We start from the raw sequence: 21,919 nt of genomic DNA, 5'->3' as shown, positions 1-21,919 counted from the left end.
TCCATGGTGCGGTTCTCGCCGCGGATGAGGTAGCGGCCGTTGGCGCTTTCCTGGTAGGCGCTGCCCACCACATGGCCGTCGGCGTCCACCACGGGGTTGCCGTCCTTGTCGGTCTGGTAACCGGACACGTCGTCCTCGGGCGTCTGGGACCAGTCGGAGTCGAGCCACACGTAGTCGCCGATGTAGCCGCGGCCGTCCGGCGCGTCCACGAAGGCAGACGCCTCGGGGCTCTCCTGCTTATACACCGACTCCTTGGTCACGATGTCGGTCTGGTTGACGCGGGGCACGAAGGTGTTGGTCTGCTCCACGGCCAGCAGTTCCATGGCGCGGCGCTTGGCGTCGGCCGTGGCGTTCTGGTCGGAGAGGATGTCGTTGGGGTTCTTCTCCTTGTCGCCCAGGTACTTGGGCAGGTTGAGCGGGGCCTCCAGCTCCACGAGCAGGCGCACGTAGCCGCGCGGCGGCACGATGACGTTCTGGGAGGCCTGCACCCACACGGCACGCAGGGCGTAGGTCAGCTCCGTCTCACGCTCAGGATGGTCGGCCACGTACTCCTTCAGCTCGGAGAGCGGGATGAGGCCGCAGGCGCGCTTCTTCTCGTCGGCGGTCATGATCTCCTGGTACTGGCCGTCCACGATGTCGGACTCGCCCAGGCGCATGGCCTCGATGGTCTCGTAGACGGTATCCTCGCGCTTCTCGAATTGGGTCATATCCCACTTGAGCGTGCCGTCAGGCAGCGTCTCGTTTATGTCGAAGTTGGGGTCATTCATATCCTCAATGGTCGGATACTTAGGCCCATAGGTGTACTTCTCGGTCTTGTCGTAGAGCCACATGAGGTCGTCGGGCACGCCCGCCTGGAGCACGCCGTTCTCGTCCTCGGTGTAGGGGCCCACCCAGATCTCGATCTGGTTGCCGTCTTCGAGCACCTGGCCGTCGGCCGGCAGGCCGTAGGAGGAGCTGGCGGAGAAGCGCTTGACCTGGATGGAGTCGAGGTCGGCTACCACGCCGTTCCAGCGCGACCCACGGGATGACGCGTCGCCGCCGTTGGAGACGAGGATCTTGTTGTCTTCCGCGTAGGGCAGGATATCGTAGAAGACGATGTCCTTGAAGTTCTGGGCCTTCTTCTCGTCGCCGTCGTTGTTGAGGATGTTGGCGTGGTAGGTGTAGGTGGAGCCCTCGGGCACAGCCGCCAGGTTGGTGAGAGCCTCGATGGCACTCGTCACCGTCTTGGTGATGTTGAGCGTGCCCTGGGCCTCGAACTCGAGGGCCCTCAGCTGCATCATGATCATCGACTGGCTGCGCTGGCCGTCCATGTTCACGTCGCGGGTATCGGACACCAGGCCGCGGGTGGAGCCGTCGTTAGACGACGCCGAGGGAATGAAGGGCATGAAGTTGCCCGGCTTGTAGCCGTAGGCCGAGGTCATGAGCAGATCCTCGGAGAGCAGGTCGTTATTAGAGCTGTCGATGGGCATGAGCAGCTCCACCACGATGCCCTGACCAGGACGCAGCACGCCGCGGTCGGTCTCGGTGTAGGTCTCGCCGTCCTCCTCGTAGGTGGTGCGCTGGCCGGTGAACTGCCAGCTCATGAACTTGCGCTCGGGCATGACGGGCTCGCCCGTGGTCGGGTCGAGGCTGCCGGCCTTGTCGCGCATGAGGAAGTCGCCGCCCACCGAGGTATCGGTGAGGCGCGGCGTTGACGGAGTCTGGCTAGTAAGAACCTTGTCCACGTCCAGGAAGTCGGTCATATCGGCCACGTAATACGTCCAGATGGGCGTCTTGCTATTGATGTTGGTGGCGTTCAGCTTGCCCGAGGCCTCGCTCTTGTAATCCCAGTCGAAGTAGGCGAACTGAGGCTTGGCGCTGGCCGCGTCCTTCTGCAGGTCCTCATAGCTCACGTAGGTGAGCGGGCGCCCGGCCAGCTCGGCCTCGGCGTAGCCCTCCACGAAGGGCAGGATCTGGGAGATCTGCGGATCGCCGCAGTTGTCGGGCTCGTAGCCCTCGAAGCCCAGGGCCGCCATCTGCTCGGCACTCAGGTTGGCGAGCATGATCTTGTAGCGCATCATGCGCGATACGGTCTTGTCGATGGTGTTGCTGCCGCTACGCCACTGGTACAGCTTGCGGTCGCCGGTGAAGTAGCCCTGGGAGATGGTCAGCGCCAGCACCGGGCTCTCAGGCGTACGGATGAAGCCGGCGCGGCTGCGCTCGGTCTCCACGTGCTTGGTGTCGTCGTAGCGGGGCACGGCGCTCACGAAGTGGTTCACGTGCACCTCGCTGGTGTCAGCGGAGCGCCCGGAGTCCTCGTCCACCGGCTCGCGGCCGCCCAGGCCCACCACCAGCTTGCTCGTCACCGAGGTGGAGAAGCGGATCAGGGGGGCGGAGTTGGTGATGCCCTCGTGGATGCCTGCGGTGGTGTCGGGGTAGTAGTTGCCCGCAGCATCCAGGGTGTCCAGCAGGCCCAGGTTGTTCAGGCGGTACTTCCAGCCCACGTTCAGGCGCAGCGGGTCGAAGTCGTCGGCCTCCTGCTTGCCAGCCGGGTCGACCACGTTGCCCGCCGAGTCCTCCATCACCGGATCGGAGTCGAGCATGGCGTCCACGTCCAGGCGGAAGCCATGGGGCACGGCCACCTTGGTGGCCAGGGTGTCGTCGCGCACGTTGGGGTTATCCGCCGGCACGGCCTTGATGACCCAGCGGATCTGGCGCACCTGGAAGTTGGGGTACTGGTCGAGGAAGGAGTCGTCGATGGTGACGTTCTCCTTATCGGAGATGGCGTAGCCGGTGCGCTCACCGATGGGCACCCACATCTGGGAGTCAGCGGTGTTGTAGTCGGCGCTGCCGAAGTCGTCCAGGTCGTCCTCGCCGTACCAGTAGTCGCGGTCGGCGTCGCTGCCCGGCAGGGCGAAGTTCTCGTACTCGTTGTAGATGGCGCCGTTCTGCTCCTCGAACACGTTGTTGTTCTGGGTACGATCCATGGTGGCCACGCGGGCGAACATGAACAGGCGCAGCTGGCTCTCGGTCTCGGCTGCCTCGTTGGCCGGTATGGCCTGGGGCGAGTTGGCGGACACAATGGTGCCGTCCTCCTTGCCGTTGGTGGTGTAGAGGGCCCCGGGAACCTCCCAGACGCCCGTGGACACCGACTCGAACAGCGACTGAATGCGGCCGAGGGCGTACTCGTCGCTCTCGAAGTTGGCGTTGTTGACCGTCATGGCGTTGGCGCCCTGCACCTTGCCGGCCGTAGCCCAGAAGGGCACCTGCCAGTCCACGATAAAGCTGTTCACCGCGCCGCCGGTGTTGATGGCCTGGGTGAGGTAGAAGCTGTTATCGCCCTTCAGCTGCACGTCCTGGCCGGTGTAGACGTTCATGTCGGAGTTGTAGAGCAGGCTGCGCAACTGGGCGGTGTCGGCGCGCACCGACACCGACGGCTTGCGGATGCGGAACCAGCCGGAGGTGTTGGTGACGTACAGGTCGTCGTAGTCGCTGTCGCGGTCGTAGTTGAGCCCGTTGCGCTGGTGGTCGGCGGCCTTCTCGCCGGCACGGTAGAAGCGGTTCACGGACTGGCCGTGGAACGACGTGCCGATGAGGGTCTTGGCCTCCTCGCCCTCGGTCTTGGGCTTGTACTCCACATCGCCGCCGTTGTCCGGGCGATGGTCCCAGCCCTGCTTGTCGTTGTCGTCGATCCAGTTGAGCTTGGTCTCATGGGCGGTGGCGTATACCTGGGAGTCGTCGCCGTCCCAGCTGCTGATGGTCTCCATCTGCTTCTTGTAGCTGACGAGCTGGCCGTCCTCGTAGAGGCCGTCGTCCATGGCGGTATCCACATCGCCCAGGTTGTCCAGGCGCGTCTTCACCTTGAGGGTGAGCGAGTCGCCGTAGCCCAGGTAGCCGTCGGCATGGACGCCGCCGTAGAAGCCCTCGAGCAGGCTGTCGTAGTCGTTGAACTCGTCGTCGTCGGCGTCGTCGGGCGCGGCCAGCTCGAAGACGACCACCTCGCGGTCGTGCTCGTTGGGCTTGACGCTCGCGTAGGAGCCCACGCCCTGGTTGGCCTCGGTCGCGCCGGAGAGCGTGTCGCTCACCAGGCCGCGGTACTCCACCGTGTCGGACGGGTCGTCGGCGTCGGCCTTGCCGTAGTGCGCGTTGTTCTTGCCGCCGCGGACGGCCGTGGACCCCGACTCCGCGAAGGTGTTGTCGCCGTAGTCGGACTGGTAGGTGATCTTCACCGTCCAGCCACGGTCGAGCAGCTGCTTGGGGGTGAGGCGCTCGGTCTTCATGACGCCCTCGCCCGCATCCACGTCGGCCGTGGTCTTGGGCACCTTGTTGCCGTCGGCGTCCACCTGAGGCGTGCCGTCGGCGTTCACCTCGAACACCTGATGGCCCTCGGCGTCCACCACGTACTCGCCCTTGGCCAGGTCGGCCGTGGTGGCATGGCGGTCGCGGAACACGCGCTCCACGTAGAAGGCGTAGTCGGCCTCGTCCTCGTCGTAGTCGCCGATCCACTTGTAGGCGTTGTTGCTGTCGGCCAGCTCCTTGTCATCGGTGAGCATGGCGCCGTCGTAGAACGTCACCTGGCTGGGCAGGTGCAGGGCGTACACGAGCTTGGCGTGCTTCAGCGCGCCCTGGGCCTCCACGATGTCGGTATACTCGCTCGCATCCAGGCGGTCGGCCGAGTTGAGGATGGTGGCCGAGAACCACGGGGTGTCGTTGTACTCCCAGGCGTCGTTCTCGTCGCTCGGCAGGAACAGCGTCTCATGCTCCACCCAGTTGTTGTCCATGCCGAAGCTGTCGAGCATGCCGGTGTCGTAGCCCAGGCTCAGCAGGTCGGGGTTGGCGAAGTTGTACTTGTAGTAGGGGTCGTTCTCCACCACCCACGCCAGGGTGTGGCCGTCCACCACGTAGCCCTTGAACGTGTAGGGGATGTCCTGGCCCGGGTTGTCCGGGTCGGGCATGGTGGCCACGTCGGGGTCGCGCAGCTCGGTCTCGAAGATGACCTTGCGCGTGGTGGTGAAGCGGATGTCTTGGACCGTCTGCTCCACGCGGTACTGGAAGCGCTCGTACGGGTCCGGATCGGGCTCGGGCACCTCCTCCTTCACGCGGACGAGGTCGATCATCACGTACTCGTCGGCACCGTTGACGTTGAGCTGGATGTACAGGTCGTTGGCCTCGGGCTCCAGGTAGTCGCCGAGCTTCTCGGTCTTGGCCAGCGGCGTGTAGACGGACTCCTTCTCGTAGACGATGTGGTCGGCCTCGTCCTTCACCACGTTGCCGTTCTCGTCCTTCATCGGCGTGGTGGTGGTCTTCTCGGTGCGCGTGTAGAACTGCGCGCCCACGGCCGTGGTCTGGGCGATGGCGTCGATGGTGTAGCTGTACTTGTAGCGCTGGTCGCGGTTGCGGTTGAACAGCGACACCTCTTCGTAGACGTCCTTGTCGTCGGCGTCCTTGCCCGTCTTGACGTAGAGCGTGTCGGCATCCGGGTCCATGAAGCCCTCGATGGTGGTGATGTCCACCGTGGCGGCATGGTAGTGATGCACCGTCTCCATGATGGGGATGTAGTTGCCGTTCTCATCCACGACGGGCTTGTTGTCCCCGCCCAGCACCCACATCGGGTCGCCGTTCTCGTCCTTCTTCTGCTCCTCGGTCTCGGTGCGGGTGAAGAAGTCCACGCCGATGACGTCGTCATCCTGATTGGAGTTGTCCTTCACGCGGTAGCCGTAGTCGAGCAGCGGGTCGAGGCCCTTGTCGGACAGGCGGGCGCGCAGGTAGGCGTCCTCGCCGTTGATCGGCGTCTTGACGTAGAGGGCCGGAGCACCCGGGGTCGACCAGAACTGCAGGTCGGCCAGGGTGGTGATCTCCTCCTCCTTGTACTCCTTGGTCGCCTCATCCAGCGTGTAGAACGTGGCGCCGGCGGCCTCGTAGGTGCCGGTGGCCTGGGGCTTGTACTCGAAGTAGCTGTAGGGGTCGATGACCTCCTTCTCCTTCTCGGGCAGCTTCTCCAGCGTGGCGGCCACGTAGGCGTCGCCCTGGCCCACGTAGAGCTTCTCGCCCTGGGCGATGGCCTGGGACAGCGCCGACTCGAGCGCCGCCTCCGTGCGCGGGATGGGGGTGAACACCTCCTCGCGGCTGTAGCGGGTCTCGTCCGAGGTGACGTCGAGGGCCTTGGACTCCTCGATGTACTCGTACTCCACGGGATCCGTACCGGCAATCGGGCGCTTCACGTAGCGCGTGCCCGTGTAGTCCACGGTGGCGGGGTCGTAGCGGTAGCTGCGGGTGTAGAACGTGGTGCCCACGGCGGAGGTGCCACCGCCGTTGATGTAGAACGTCACGCCCACCACCGGCTTGGTCACGCCGTCGAGGGTGTACTCGAGCGAGCCGTCCGTCTTGTTGCGCGACAGGACGACCTTCGTGTAGGGGTCGGAGGGAGTCGGGCGCACGTAGACGGAGGTGCGCAGGTTGTCGGGCACCGTGCTGTCGTAGACGTAGTGGCCCAGATCAGCGCTGGGAACCGGCTCGTAGGTGGCGGGCATCGTGCCGTAGACGATGCGGCGCGTGCGGCGGTACGTCTCGGTGATGAGATGCTTGTCGCCCTTGGTCTCGTCGGCGCGGTCGCAGTCGCCCAGCCACAGCTTGGCGTTGGTCTGATCCACCTCGCCGGTGAGCTGCGAGAGGGTGAAGGTCTTCTGCAGCGACCACTTCACCTCGTTGTTCTCGTACTCCTTGAGCGTGAGGGACACGGTGGAGCCGTCGCCGGCGGTCACGCGCTTGGCGGTGCGCAGCGTGTTGCCCGCCGAGTCCTTCTCGATCATGGTCACGATGGTGGTGCCGTCCGGGCCCACCACGCGCTGCACGTGGATGAGCTCGTTGCCGTCGGTATCCTTCATCACGCGGTCGGTGACGGTGCTGTCGCCCACCTCGGTGCTGACGGGCGCCGAGATGACCGAGCCGTCGGTCTTCAGGATGGAGTCCTTGCCGGCGCCGTTGCCCGTGGCGTTGGTGCCGGGCTTGTTGCCCACGTTGCCGCTGGCGCCCGCGATGTCGCTCGGGCGGTCCTTCGGGTTGGCCTCCACCTCGTAGTCCACGTTGAGCGTGGGCACCTTGGTGCGCAGCTTCACCGTGGAGTAGACGCCCTCGTCCTCGTGCGTGGCGGCCACGCCGTCAGGGTTGTCTCCGTCGATGGTCAGGCGGCTCACGAAGGCCTCGTCGTGGCTCGTGGCGTCATCGCCCGCGCGGTTGAGCGCGGCCGTGGTGGCCGAGCTCAGGCCGTAGTTGTTGTTGTCGTACTCATAGTCGCCCACCAGCAGGCCCTTGCCGTTTGACACCTGCGCGTCCGCGGCGATGGGCTCGCCATCCGGCCCCACGGTGACGTTGCCGCCGTAGAGCGGGCGCGCGGCCGGGCCGGAGGCGCCCAGGGCGTTGGGGATGCGCGTGGTGCCCGTGCCCTCCACGTAGGTGCCGTTGAAGCCCGCCAGGTAGTTGTTGGGCACGCGCTCGTTGGTGCGCACGCCGCAGTTGATGTACTTGGCCGGGATGAAGCCGGTCGGATGCGGCGTGGCCTCGTACTTGCTGCCATCAGCGCTCTGGGCCACGTAGGTGTAGTAGGTAGACTCCGTGGCGTCCAGGCGCTTGTCCTCCTTGTACCAGCCGGTGGTGCGGTAGAGGTTGGTGTAGGTGGTGGAGTTGATGGTGGTCCAGTTGCTGTGGTCGGCGCGGTACTTGAGCCACGTCAGCTTCTGGTCACGGTGCAGCTGGGCCTCGGCGCCCACGGTGAACGGGTTGAAGGCCGTGCTGTTCACCAGCGACGTGGTTCCGCCGCCGTTTTGGGCCTGGATGACGCGGTCGGCCGTGGTGCCGTTGACCACGGCGATGTCCTCGTCGGTGAGGAACTGGAAGCCGTCCACCTTGGACGTGACGAAGGCGCGGATGTTCTCGTAGCCCTTCGCGGTGACGGAGGGCTCCATGCCCATCTTCGGCTCGTCGTAGGTCATGACGTTGATCTTGAACGTGTCCAGGCCGCCCGAGACGATCTGGGTCACCAGGTCGCGCGGGTCGTTGTAGCCGTCGGCCTTGGGCTCGAAGCGGATGACGTAGCGGTACTCGGTGGCGCCGCTGTCGGTGGTCACGGGCTCGTAGTCGTAGCTGGCGTTCCAGTTGGCCGCCTTGTAGGCGTCGCTGAGGTTGTCGTTGACGCTGGCCAGGGTCTGGTAGCCCGTCGGGTCAGACGGGTCGGCGGGCTGGGCCGTCAGGTTGTCGTAGTTGTCGGCGTCGGCGCCCGTCACGGCGGACAGGTCCCAGTCCTCCACGCGCAGGTCCTTGCAGCCCACGGGCCGGCCGGCGCTGGCCGCCTTGTCGCCCTCGGGCAGGTAGGGCTGGCCGGTGGCCTTGGAGTAGGGGGCCACGCCGTAGGGCAGGACCACCGTCACCACGGGCAGCGTGAGCGCGCCCTTCTGGCCGCCGTCGACGGCGTAGCTGTTACGGTAGCGCGAGTCGAACACGGTGCCGTTGTAGGCGTAGGGCCAGCTGTTGTTGACGCGCTCCCACTTGTAGGGCTGGTCGTTGAGCCAGTAGCGGTTCTCGATGTGCACGTTCACCTGGCGGCGGTCCGCCTCGGTGTCGACGTAGTAGGTCTCGTTGACGGCCCGCACGGCGTCGGAGGTCACGCCGACCTCTTCCTCGTAGGGGCTCACGGTGTTCCACACGCGCACCATCGGCTTGCGCATGACGGCGTGGGTGCCGGTCTGGGCGTACACCGTCACCGGCGCGCCCAGCGTGCCGTCGGCGTTCTTCGCGCGCTTGAGGCCGTCGGCGTAGTTGACCTGATCGGCATCGGTGACGCGCAGGCCCATGTTCGCCAGCGAGGCCAGGTCGGCGTTGTCGCCGGCCACGGCCCCGTCGGTGACGACGGAGTTGTTCAGCACGGTGTAGCCGTTCACGGCCGGCATGGTGGGCGAGCCGTAGAACTGGGCGTAGAGCGGCGCGTGGGCGCCGGCCAGGTTGCCGTGCATGAGCGTCCAGGTGTAGTCCATGCCGAAGGGCTGGACGTTCTGGCGGCGCGTCGGGATGGCGGCGCCGCCCTCGTAGGCGTCCACGTCGTAGATCTGGTAGTAGGCCGAGCTGTTGAACGGCTCGCGGTCGGGCGTGCCGGGCTGCGCGGCGGTGCCGGCGCCCGGGTCGGCCGGGGTGCCGGCCGTGCCGCGCGTGGCGGCGTCCACGCCGCCGGTGTTGGCGGTGTCGTCCCACGGGGCGGTCAGCAGGCGGTCGTACCACGCCTCGGCCTCGTTGTTGCCGAAGATGCGGCTGCGCAGGTTCACGCGCAGCTTGTAGCCGCCGTCCACGTAGCAGTCGGCCATCGACGTCGGGTCGGGATCGGCGCCGTTGACGGCGGTGCCGTCGACGCTGCGGCCGAACCACTTGCCCAGGTCCTGGCGCACGGTCACCTTGATGACCCACGGCTGCGAGCTCTGGGTGTAGGCGGCCCCGCGCATCTGCGCCGGGTCGGCCACGATCTCGCCGTCGACCACCCTGTCGCCCGCGCCGCCGGCGGCCGCGCCGGAGACGTTGGTGTAGGTGGAGCGATCGAGCGCGGCGGACAGGTCGGCCTCGGCCGTCATGACGTTGCCCGTGCGGTACTCGGCCGGATCCTGGATGGCGCTCGGGGCGTCGTAGCCGTGGTAGGCGCCGTAGGGCGTCTGCACGATCTCCACGTCCACCAGGCCGGAGTCGATGGCCGCGTAGGTCTCGTCCACATAGGGCGCGCCGTCGTTGGCCGCGGTGCCGCGGCCGTTGGAGGCGCTGTTGGCCTTCTTGAGCAGCTCGGCGCCCAGGTCCACGGTGCCGTCAGCCTTGAGCACCGGCTCCACGCCGCGCGGCATCACGTAGGTGAACGTCACGCCGTCGAGGTTGCGGTCGCCGTAGTTGTAGGCGGTCAGCTGGCTCGTGTACTCCTGGCCCAGCTCCAGGGCGTCCTCGTACTGGCCGAACTCCATCTCGCGGTAGTCGTACTGATTCTTCATCAGGTTGTTCTGGCCGTTGCCGCGGATCATCTTGTGGTAGTCGTTGAAGTTGGGGTCGGCGCCCGGCAGCGTGACGGCCACGTTGGAGTTGTACCCCGTGAACAGGGTGCCGTCCTCGCTGTACTTGCGCGCGGCCTGGTAGTCGTCGCCGGCGTTGGCGGCGCCGTAGCCATCGTCGTAGTCGCTCACCATCTCGCTCGTGGTGGCCAGCCACGCCTTCTGCATGTGCAGGCGCGTCTGCGACCAGATGAGCGGCGTGGGCGACACGGCCTGGGCGCCGCTCACGGGATGCGCGGCGTCGCCCGTGCCCACCGTCACGGTGCCGGTGGAGGCCTCGGTCACGTTGACGTCCTGCGGGGCCGCGGCCACGCCGTTGCTGCTCAGGGTGGACAGCGCGTCGGCGATGCGGCTGGACGTGACGTAGCGGAAGTAGTCGCGGGTGTAGCCCGTGGAGGTCTGGCCCGCGGTGACGTAGGTGTACTGGGTGGGCAGCCCGTTCACGGCGTCGTTCACCGTGCCCGTGGTGGGCGTGCCGGTCAGGATGTAGCTGATCTTCTGGCGGTAGGCGTTCGTCAGGGCGTCGCCGTCCATGAAGATGTTGTTGTTGCCGCGGGTGCGGCTGTTGTAGTCGTCGCCGGCGTAGTTGTTGGAGCTGCCGGGGATGAACGAGTACGACTTGGTCAGCATCTCGTAGGTGTCCACGTGCTTGGGCTTATCGGCGGTGAAGGCCGACTCGTGCAGCAGCGCGTCCATGTCCATCAGCACGTTCTGCGTCTGGATGCGGTTGGCGCTGGCCGTGGACAGGTTGCCGGACAGCCCGAAGTTGGCGTTGCCCGCGCCGGGCAGCGTCTGGAAGTTGCCGGCGCCGTAGGTGGTGTTGTCGCAGTTGTGGTAGGCGGTGAAGTAGTACTCGCCCAGGCGCGGCAGGTAGGCCGGCTTCAGCCCCTCGGTGTTGGTGGTGCCGTCGGCGTTGGTGGCCGTGGTGGTGGACTCGTCCAGGTTCTTGTACACCTGCGGGAGCCCCGTTTCGGCCGCGCGCACGGGGAAGGCGACGGAGAGCACGTCGCCGACCTCCAGCACGGTGGAGTCGTAGTCCGGGCGGTCGACCGGGCGCAGGGCGAGGTTGTACTCGTCCAGCTTGGATCCGGTGGTCATCTCGTTCTCGGACGGGAAACGGCCGTTCTTGCCCGCGGCGACGCGCTCGTCGGGATCGGTGATGACGACGTTGCCGTCAGCCCAGTTCGGGTCGGCCTCCCACTCGATCTTGAACAGGCCGAAGGTGGTGGTGTTGGACACGCCGTCGGCGCGCGGGTTCAGGTCGCTGTAGGCCTTGCCGGCGGTGGTGCGGTAGCCGGCGGTGCACTGGTCGGTGACCGAGGTGGGGCACAGGGTGCCGCCGGTGGACGTGTAGTTCATCGACCCGCCGTAGTCGGCGGCCTCGGTGGTGGTGCCTACGAGGGTGACCTTGGCCTTCAGGCCGCGGGTGCGGATGTCCGTCACGTTCTTGCCGTAGCGGTCGCGCCAGGTGATGTTGCGGAAGCTGCCGTCGGCGTAGCGCGCGTTCAGGACGCTTTCCAGGTACGCCGCGTCGATGCCGGTGCCCTCGCCCACGCGGCCCGTGCCGCCGAACGACTCGGGCGCGGCCTGCTTCAGGTAGTCCAGCGGGATGCGCTCGTAGAACACGGGGTTGTAGATCTCGCCCTCGCCGGCGCCGTCCTCCTGGGTGGTGGGGATCATCATCGTGTTGGGCTCGCCGTTGCCGATGGTGGTGCCGCCGGCGAGGGAGTCCAGGCTGTTGGCGATCTGGATGTTGCGGATGCCCGCGCGGTCGTCGCCGCGGCTGACGCTGCCGTCCTTGCGATAGCGGAAGTAGATGCTGTAGTTGCCCGGGTCGAGCGTGTGGCTGCGGGTATGCCAGGCCACCGAGCCGCCCCAGTTGCCGTACTCGCCGATGTTCGCGCCGTTCTTGTAGATGTAGTAGCGCAGCCAGTCGTAGCTGGCGCTCTCGGACGACACGTACTGCTGCCACGATATGGTGGTGGTGCTGTACACGGTGAAGTCGATGCGCATCTGGGCCCAGGTGCTGTGGCCGTGGTTGGTGCTGAAGTAGCCGCTCGAGTTGTTGCCGCTCCACGCGTTGCCGCAGTTGCCGTTGTCGTACATGGTGTAGCTGATGGCGCTCGCCGACACGGCCAGCTTGGACGTGGTCACGGTGTCCTTGTACCAGAACGTCTCGCCGGGGACGTAGCCCGTCTTCTGGGCGGCGTTCTCGTTGTAGGTGTCCATCGCCTGGTCATGGGTCTGGAACACCTGGTTCTGGAACTGGGCGTTGGGGCTGCGGCGGTACACGCGGATGGTGTCGGTGACGTTCCACTCGTTCTGCTTGGTGCGCCACAGGCCGTGCTCGACCGGGGTGGCGTTGTCCGCGAAGTCGAGCGTGGTGTCCTCGTTGTGGAAGTGGTTGTAGGCCACGTCCACGGTCACCTTGCCCTCGTACCAGTTGGCGATGTCGCGGAAGTTGGTCAGCAGGCTGCGGGTGTCGTTGAAGCGGCCCACGCCGTCCAGCACCACGTTGTCCAGCGCGAACGGCGCCACGCCGTCGGCGGTGGCGGGCACGTCGAAGTAGGTCCAGCGCATGGCCGTGGCCTCGCGGTACAGGTTGATGTCGAAGGTGCCCGCGGTGCCGGCCACCAGGTGGGTGCGGCCGCGCATGAAGGCCTCGAGCGCCGCGTTGTCCTGGTCCTCGGCGAACCAGGCGCCGAGCGTCTTGGTGGTGGTGACGGCGTCGTCGCCCTCGCCGGTGGTCACGTCCTTGGTGGCCAGGGTGACGCCAGCCGGGTACTCGGCCAGGGCGCGGTTAAGGTCGGCCTGGTCGGCGGCTGTCAGCGGCACGTAGTACTCCACGCGCACGTTGCGGCGGCCCTCGGCGGCCTCGGGGCCCTTGACGGCCGGGTCGCCCTCCAGGGTGGTCGGGTCGCCGTCATCCGGATAGCTCACCGAGCTGGTGGTGTTGGCCGGGATGCCGTCGGGGTAGGCGATGTTGTGCCCGTACACCTCGAAGATGCGGCGGCCGTCAGGCGCCTGGGCCGCGGTGTCGTAGCTGTTGGTGAAGTTGACCGTCACCGTCACGTCGTTGGTGTGGAAGGTGGGGTTCTTCAGCCCGCTCACGGTCAGCTGCAGGGGGTTGCCGTCCTGGTTGGCGATGGAGCGGCGGGTGAGCGACTCGCCCATCCACTTGTAGCCGATCTTCACGTCCTGCAGGTGGTTGGTGTTGGTGGTGTTGGCATTGACGCGACGGCCGGACGTGCCGGTCATCTGGTTCTCGCCGTCGCGGTTGGCGGCGGTGGAGGCCACCACCCCCGCCGCGTTGGCGGCCGCCGAGGCCAGCACGCCGTGGCTGTCGGCGCTGTGGCTGTAGAAGCGCACCACCGAGTCGATGAGGGCGCCGTACTGCGGGCGCTGCTCCAGGTTGGACTGGATGTCGGTGCGGTGGAAGTAGTCCACGCCGTCCAGGCCCTCGTCGTAGAGGGTCTTGTACAGGTTGGACCCGGTGCCGACGGCGCCGCCGCCGGCCGAGTTGTTGGCGGTGGGCAGGTTGGTCTCCTCGCCCACTCGGTACTGGGCGTAGCCGTGCAGCGGCTGGGCCGTGGCCGTGAAGGAGGCGCGCACCTGGGCGGCGCTGTAGGACGGGCGGTCGGCGTCGTTGGTGAACGCGTCGTTGCCCGTGGCGTTGTAGGTGTCGGCGTCGGGGTTGGCCTGCAGCTCGTCGGTCATCTGGGTGATGACGCGGATGTAGACGCCCTCGCCCTTCTCCACCTGCTGGGCCTTGCTGCCCACGGAGAACACGAGCGCACGGTTCTCGGCGTAGTGCTCGGTGCCCGCAGGCGTGTCCACCACGTCGTAGGCCTGCTCGTCGGCCAGGGCGGCCGGCTCGGGCGCCGGGTCCTCGCCGTCGGTCTCATCGGGGTCGGTCGGCTCGACGGGCTCGGGATCCACGGGCACGACGGGCACGCGCTTCTTGTGCGAGACCTTGGTCACGTCGGTGGAGGGGGCCACGTCGGCCAGGGTGACGAACCCATCGCCGTCGAGCATCTGGGCGGTCACGCGGGCAGAGCTCGACTCCGTCGCGTACCACTGCGGGTCGGTGGTGGCGTTGCCGTCGGGGTCGACGACGCCGGGGCTCACGGCGTTGCCCGCGTCGGTCGCGGCCGTGGTGCCCACGGTGTTGAGCACCTTGCCGCCCTCGCGCACCACTTCCCAGCCGACGATGCGCTGGCCGGGCTCGACGGTGAAGCGCGCGTCCACGTGGCGCAGCGGCAGCTGCGACAGGTCGTCGGCACCCACGTACAGCACGTATTCCAGGTAGTCGCCGGCGTAGAGCGCCCCGTCGGGGATGTCGCTCACCACGTTGGGCGCGGCGAAGCTGAACTCGTTGGTCACCGACGTGGTGTCCTGGGTGATGGCCGACGTGGTGCCCGGCACGGTGATGTCAGCCGTGCTGGCGTCGTAGGCGAACACCGTGTCCTTCTTGGCAGCGCCGTAGTCGATAGCCGGGTCGACCTTGCGGCCGCGCACGTAGGAGGTCTCCATGATGCCCATCTTGTGGGCCACGCGGTAGGCCGCGGTGTCGTCCACGTAGGCGGCCATGCTCTCGGTGTTGGGATCCTTCGACTTGACGGCCACCGACAGGCGATGGCGCGCGTCGGTGCCCTGGTAGCCGTTGGCCATCTTGCCGAACGTCGGGGTGGACTCGTAGTCCCAGTTGCCGGCGTTGGCTTCCTTGGCGTCGCCCACCAGCAGGTTCTGGTCGGTCAGCGCGGCGCTGGCGGCCGTGGCGCTGGTGAACTCGTCGGCCGGGCGGTCGACGAAGACGCCGTCGTACTTGAAGGCGTAGTTGGTGTTGGTGGCGTCGTAGCCGTAGTAGGCGTGGTTCCAGTTGACGGCGTTGCCCGCCTTGAGGTTGGCCTCGCTGGCACGGGTGAGCCACTGGCCCGAGTCGAGCATGGTGTTGGGGAACCGGCGGTTGGCGTTCACGGCGGCGAAGTCCACCTTGAGCGAGGTCACCACGGCACGCGCGTAGTCCTGGTTCTCGGGCGTGTCGAGCCCGGCGAACCCGGCGATGGTGTTGGTCTCCTGGGCGTCAGACGCCTTGAACAGCGGGAAGCTGATGGGGTCGCCCGCGTCGTTGGTGACGGCCGCGTTCTCGTAGTGGGTGATGACGGGGTTGCCCTCGTCGTCCACCTCGGTGCCGGTCACGGGCTGCGCGTCGCGGAAGTAGCTCTCGATGTCGATGACGTAGTCGCCGTCGGCGGCGTTCACCGTGTAGGGGTCGCCCGTGGCGGGGGTGACGGTGTAGTCGCCGTCGGCCGTGGTGACCGGCGTGTTGTCGGCCTTGTAGACGATGGCGCCGTCCTTGCCCACGGCGTAGGGGCCCGTCACGCGGCCCTCGGCCAGAAGCTCCGCCCACGTGGTGGTCTTGGACTGCTCCGCGCCGGCGGCGTCCAGGTAGGTGAACTTGAACTGGGTGGCGTTGAACCACTGGCCGTCGCAGGCCAGGCAGTTCACCTGGCAGCCGGCGGCGGCGTGGGAATCCACGCCGGGCTCGTCCACGGCGGTGGCGGCCGCCGCGTCGGTGCAGGCCAGAGCCTCGATGTAGGCGTTGTCGCTGGCCGTGTAGGCCGAGCCGGCGACGGTCAGGTAGATCTGGCGCCCGTCGGCGGCCTTCTGCTTGCCGTCCACCACGTGGCGCTCGCCCGTGTAGGGCACGTAGGAGCCGTCGGGGTTCTTCACGACCGGCGTGTACTGGTAGCTGATGCAGGTGCCCTTGGCGTGGTCGGCGCAGGTGTGGCCGTCGTTGCCCACCAGGTAGGCGGGCACGTACAGGTTCTGCAGGCGGAAGGCCTTGCCCTTGCCCGCGGTGCTCGACAGATTCTCGTCGAAGGTGCTCGTGAGCGAGATGTTGCTCAGGTGCGCGGCGCGGCGCTGGTTGGTCTGGCTGCCCTCGTCGGCACGGTTCTGGAAGCGCACCTCGTACACGGCGCGGGTGGGCGCCAGGTTGACGTCAGTCGTGTTGTCCGCGGCGCCGTTGCCGTAGTCGTAGACGTACTTCACGTCGGTGTTGAACGACTGGTTGAGGTTCTTATCCTGCGGGTTGTAGTTCCACTGGCTCTGGTCGTTGATCCACTGGTTGCGGTACAGCTCGCTCGACGTCTTGAAGGCGTTGGCCGTCAGGGCGCCGTTGTTCTCGGTCTGGATGCCGGCCGCATAGCCGTAGGCCACGCGGTAGCCCACCATCCAGGCGGTGTCGCTCGAGCTCTCGCGCGGCACCCAGCTGTACGAGGCGCTGCCCAGGTTGTTGAACTCCAGGCGGCCGGACGACGCCTGGCCCCAGTCGGCCACGGTGCCGTGGGTGAGGCCGCCGTTGGTGATGCGGTAGGAGTTGTTGTAGTGGGTGGCCTTGTTGGGCGACGCCACCTGGGTGCTCGGATCGTAGAAGTGGCTGTTGGTCACCGTGCCGCGGGTCAGCGCGTTGTCGATGTAGCTGGCCGCGCCGATGCCCTTGCCGTAGAGCTTGTTGGTCTGCCCCTTGTAGATGTAGGGGCGGCCGAGCACGGCGTAGTCGGACACGTAGTTGCCGCCCGCCACCGGCGCGCCGGCATCGCCGTCATAGGCGCGGGCCGTCTCGGCCGTGGCGTCGGCATCGCCGCCGTAGGGCCCCAGGTCCAGCGTGTAGCTGGTCACGAACTCGCCGTCGGGCAGGTGCAGCGTGATGGGCGCGTGGTCGGTGTTGCCCGGCGTCTCGGAGAGCGTCTTGGTGCTGTGGTCGTAGGCGTACTCGGGGCAGCTGGCCCAGTTGGCCGCGTCCATGAATTCGGGCGTGTAGTCGTAGGGGCGCTGGAAGTAGATGATGGCGTCGCCATCCTTGTTCAGGCCCTTGGAGAACAGGTAGGCCAGGCCCGGGCTGTTGGGATCGTCGGTCGCCTCGCCCGCGCCGGCAGCCGCGGCCGACCCGATGGTGGCCAGGTTCTGGTCCACCATGGTCTCGGTGCCGTCGGCGTTCACCCGGTACATGTTGTTCTTGCGGATGCGGATGGTCTGGCCGGCCGCGTCGTTGCGCGCCCAGCCGTTGGGCCAGTTCGTCGTGTCGGCGGTCTTCTCCCACTTGGTGGTGCGCAGGGTGATGAACACCTTGTCGAAGTTGGCCTGGCGCTCGTGGGCCGCCAGGTTGGTGTCGGGGTTGAGGTGCGCCCAGATGCTCGAGTTGGCCTGGGTGGTCGAGCCCTTGAGGAACTTGAGGCCCGTGCCCACGAAGCCGAAGTACTCGATGTCATCGTCGGGGTACACCAGCGGCAGGTTGTCGGTGATGCGGATATTGTCCGACGCCGACTGGTAGCCCGCCCACGGCCGGTAGTCGTGGTCGGAGTAGCTGGTGGAGTTCCAGCCCGCCGGGTAGCGGTACATCGACAGGTAGTACGCCTCATCGCCGGCGAACACGCGCTGGTCGGAGTTGTTGGACGTCACGTAGTTGTTGCCCTGCACGCCCATCGACCCGCTGTTGCGCGTGACCGACTTGCGCAGGTAGTTGCGGCTCTCGTAGGTGAGGAAGCGCACCGACGTGCGCAGGTGGCGCATCTTGCCCTCGTCGAAGGTGTAGTAGTGGGTGTGGTGGCCGTGCCAGCCGCAGCCCTGGTGGTACCAGCTGGTGTTGTGGCAGCCGCCGTTGCGGTGGTAGTTGGCGTAGGAGAACGTGCCGCGGCCGTCGTCGCCGGACTTGTCGTAGCGCTGGCTCGGGGAATCGTAGCGCTGGGCCGCCTTGTGCACGGTGGCCGTGCCGGCGTACTCGCCGCCGATGGTCATGCCCGTGTCGGTGACGGCGGTCACCGTGGCCGGCGCGTAGGAGCCGTCGGCGTTGTAGGTGCCGGCCTTGATGAAGCGGCCCGTCACCTCGAAGGACATGTTCTCGACCCACTTCTTCGGGTCGGTCAGGCGGTCGTCGAACCACTGGCCGTAGTCGGGCGCCAGCGCGTTGCCGGCGCTGTCGGTGGTGCCCTGGTTGATGGTGATGTCGTAGACGATGGACGTCACCTGGTAGATGTCCATGCCCTGGGTGTAGTCGTTGAACGTGTCGCGGTAGGCGTCATCGGAGTTGATGCCGAAGGACGCCACCGGGTTGCCGGCCGCGTCGCGCTTGAGCAGGTTCAGGCGGAAGTAGTAGTTGCCGTCGCTGTCGCGCTGGACGGAGGTGCCCTTGGACCCGGCACGGGTCAGCTCGTCGTAGTACGCCTGGCGAATCTGGGTGCCCGACACCTCCAGGGCCTTGCCCTTGTTGAAGTTGACGGTCACCTTGTCCAGGTAGGGCAGGGCCTGGCGCTTGATCTTCACGTAGTACGCGTCGAAGCCGTCGCCCTGGAGCTTCTGGGTCATGGTGAGGTGCGCGCCGGTGTTGTAGGTGTAGGAACCCACCGAGTCGTAGTGCGGGTTGCCGCTCTTGGCGCTGTTGTTGTACGTGGACGTGGAGCTGTTGTCGTCGTACTCGGTGCAGCTGTGGTACTGGTTGTAGTAGCCGTAGTTGTAGTGGTAGATGCGGCGCATGTTGCCCGTCGCATCGTCGTTGAGGCTGCCGTACATCCAGTGGTAGGTGCGGTCGTGGTACGCCCAGTTGTTGCACGTGGTGCAGATGTTGGTGAAGTAGCCCGAGTTGCCCTGCTGCATGTAGCTCGTGCCCTCCGGCCAGTTGCCGGTGGTGTTGCCCAGGCCCCGGCCGGCGGCGTTGGGCTCGGTGTCCACCTGGCGGAAGTCCACGAGGAACGAGCCCTGGGCCTTGTAGCCGATGGCCAGGTCGTCCGAGCCCTCGTCGGCCGAGCTGCCCCAGCAGCTCGAGTGGCCCTGATGGTGGCCGTCGTTCGAGCCGGAGTTGTAGTTGGTGAAGCGGTTGGCCTCCGGGTCGCCCTTGAGCAGGCTGCCGTCGGTGACGTCCGGGCCGCCGAACGCATGCGACGGGCCGCCCACCACGGCGCCGGAGACGTTGCCGCCGCTGCCGTCGCCGGCAGAGGGGCCGCTCGACAGCACGATCTTGACCGACTTCAGGCCCAGGGGCGCGTCGTTGCCGGTCACCTCGTTGCCGTCGGCGTCCAGCAGGTGGATGCACACCACGTGCCCCGCCGCGATGCCGGGGGTGGTCACGCTGCCGTCCACCACGTCGTCGCTCGCCTCGTAGCTCACGTCCTTGGACACGGTGTAGCCGGCATCCGTCAGGATGGCCGTGGCCTCGTCCTGGGTAAGCCCCACGCAGCTCTCGAACAGCAGCTCGCGCTCCTTGGCGGGCGTGTAGCCGCTCGACACCACCACCGAGAGCGCGCCGCGGTTGCCCGCGTCGTCGCTGAAGGCGTCCTTGCGCGCGATGCTGATGACCATGCCCAGGCCGTAGTCGTCGCTCTGCTCCTCGGTGATGTCAGCCTCGTCGATGGTGTAGTTGAGGCCACGCAGCGCCTGGAGCACGGTGTCCTTGTCCTGACCCGCGTATGACTCGAAGAGCTTCTTCTCGGCCGTCTGCGGGGTGAGGCCGCTCGACACCACCAGGTGCACCTGGGTGGGATGGTGGACGGTGGAGGTGGAGCCGTCCGGGTTGGCGACCGTCTCGTCCCAGGCCTCCTTGTCCTTCACGATGCGGATGATCTCGCCCTGCTTGATGTCGTCGTTGGCTTCCTCCTCGGTGGCGAGCACCTCGTAGCCATCGTCCGCGAGGGCCTTCTTGGCGTCCTCGGGCGTCATCTCCAGGTAGTCCTCGAACTCGCCCTTGACGTACGCGCCGAGCGAGACGGTCAGCTGCATGATGTTCACGAGGATGGTGCCGCCGTTGCCGTCGGAGACCGTCTTGGTCAGCGGGGCGTAGGTGGGGTTGCCCTCCGCGTCCAGCACGGGGTTGCCGTTGTCGTCGAGGATGGGCTTGGTCAGGTCGGGCGCGGGGGTGATGGCGATGACGGTGCCGGCGGCCTGGTCGCTGTACTCGTACTTGACCTCGGACTGGGCCTCGTAGTCGTTCATCGCGGCAATCTGGTCGCGCACGTACTGCTCGGTCTTGCCCACGAGGTCGGCCATGGGGTTGCCGGCCTCGCCCTCGGCCTCCTCGGTGGTGCCGCGGCTCACGACCACCGTCACCACGGCGCGCTTGCCGTCGGCCGCCGGCTTCGTCTCCGTGGCGATGATGACGTGGCCCTTCGGCACGGCGGGAACCTCGTTGCCGTTCTCGTCGGTATGCGGGTCGCTGATGGCGTACTCCACCACGATGTCGTAGTTGGCGTTGCGCAGGATCCACTTGGCCGTGGCCTTCTCATCGGCCGGGGCGCCGCTGAGCGCCTCGCCCATCAGCCAGTAGGTGATGTCGAAGGAGCCGCCGTCCTCCTCCTCGCCCTTCACGAGCACGGCCTCCTGGTAGGAGCCGCCCTCGTTCACGAAGACGCTCTTGCCGTTGGTGAGGTAGTCCTTCACCGAGCCGGCGGGGATGGCCGTGTAGCCATCGTGGATGGCGCCGGCGTCGTAGGTGTAGAAACCCACGCCCTTGGCCGGCAGCGTGAGGGCGCCCACCGTGTAGGTGTAGGTGGGGTTGCCGTCTGCATCCGGCGCGCCCAGGCCCAGCGTGGCCTCCACGTAGGTGCCGGGCTTGGTCGGATCGGCGTTCTCCTGGTACACGTAGACGGTGGTCTTGGACGCCTCGGGGGTATCCTCGCCGTAGACGTAGCTGCCCAGGTTGGCCTCGGGGATGGTCAGGTAGCCGTCGCACACGTCCTTCTCGTCGAACGAGTACAGCGTGGTGTCGAAGGCGCTCTTGTCGGCCGCCAGCTCGAACTTCTTGCCCACCGCCTGCTCAAGCGGGCTCTTGTTGGCGTCGGCCTCGTTCTTGTCCTCCACGGCCTCGCCGCTCATCACATCAGCGTAGGCCGCACGGCTCACGGCGTCGTAGTACATCTTCGACACGAAGTAGAGCGAGCTGTCGGTGTAAGACACGATGTAGTTGTCGGCCACGGTGTTGGCGTTGCCGTACACGCTGCCGGCCACGAGGGGCTGGCCCGCCGTGAACAGCGGCAGGTCGAGCGGCGCCTCGCGGAAGCTGTCCAGGTGGTTCTCGGTGGTCACGCGGATGGTGCGCTGCTTCTCGAAGTAGGTGTCGGTGTAGCCCTGGACCACGATGTTCTGGTTGGCGTAGTCCACCGCGTCCTCGGTCATGTTCTTCCACGACCACAGCTGGAAGGTCTTGGTGATCTCGATGCCCAGGTTGTAGATGTCCTTCTCCTCGAGCACCAGGTCGCCGTTGGCCGCCAGCGGGAACTTCGTCTTGGCCGCCGCGTTCTTCTCCGGCGCGTCCTCCACCTCGAAGCCAGCCAGAGCGCCGTCCTCGTAGTACGGACGCAGGACGATCTTCGGCACGTTGGTAGGCGCCGCAGCCAGGCTCCGGACGCTTGCCACCTGCGAGCGCGTGTAGCCGTAGATGCGGATCTTGCCCACCGTCTCGCCGGGGAAGCACCGGATGAACTCGTCCTTGATGGTGGTCTGCACGGGATGGAAGCCCGTCCACGTGCTCATCTTGTTGTTGGTGGTACCCGGGCCCGTGACGATGTTCGCCTCGAAGTCGAGCGGGTAGGTGACGGTCACGTCGGCGTCGTCGAGCTTGGAATAGGCGCTCGCGCCCGAGCGCGGCTCGTTGCGCAGCTGCGCCTGGAAGGTGAAGTTCTTGGCGTAGGGCACCGTCACCTCGGTGCGGTTGGCGTCGGGGTTGCTGCTGTCCGCGCGCACCTGCTCGGTGTAGTCGGCCTGGCCGTACTGCACGAAGCTGTGCACCTCCATGCGGGGGCGCGGCACGCTGATGCCGGCGCACTTCTCCACCAGGGCGCGCGTGTCGTAGGCGCCCGTCTGGGTGAGGAACAGCGAGC

1 protein-coding gene (only partly in view) is annotated in these 21,919 nt (G+C 66.9%); it reads right to left on the bottom strand.

All 21,919 nt of this window come from inside a single coding sequence — locus tag AC6I0Y_RS01175, PASTA domain-containing protein (protein ID WP_497732430.1), on the bottom strand. Of the gene's 59,109 coding nucleotides, 16,873 precede the window and 20,317 follow it; the stretch shown corresponds to coding positions 16,874-38,792 — codons 5,625 (partial) to 12,931 (partial); the first complete codon in reading order (the gene reads right to left) occupies positions 21,915-21,917. The start codon and the stop codon both lie outside this window.

It is taken from the genome of Adlercreutzia sp. St.1H8 (assembly GCF_059728655.1).
This window is presented reverse-complemented; position numbering and strand designations above follow the sequence as displayed.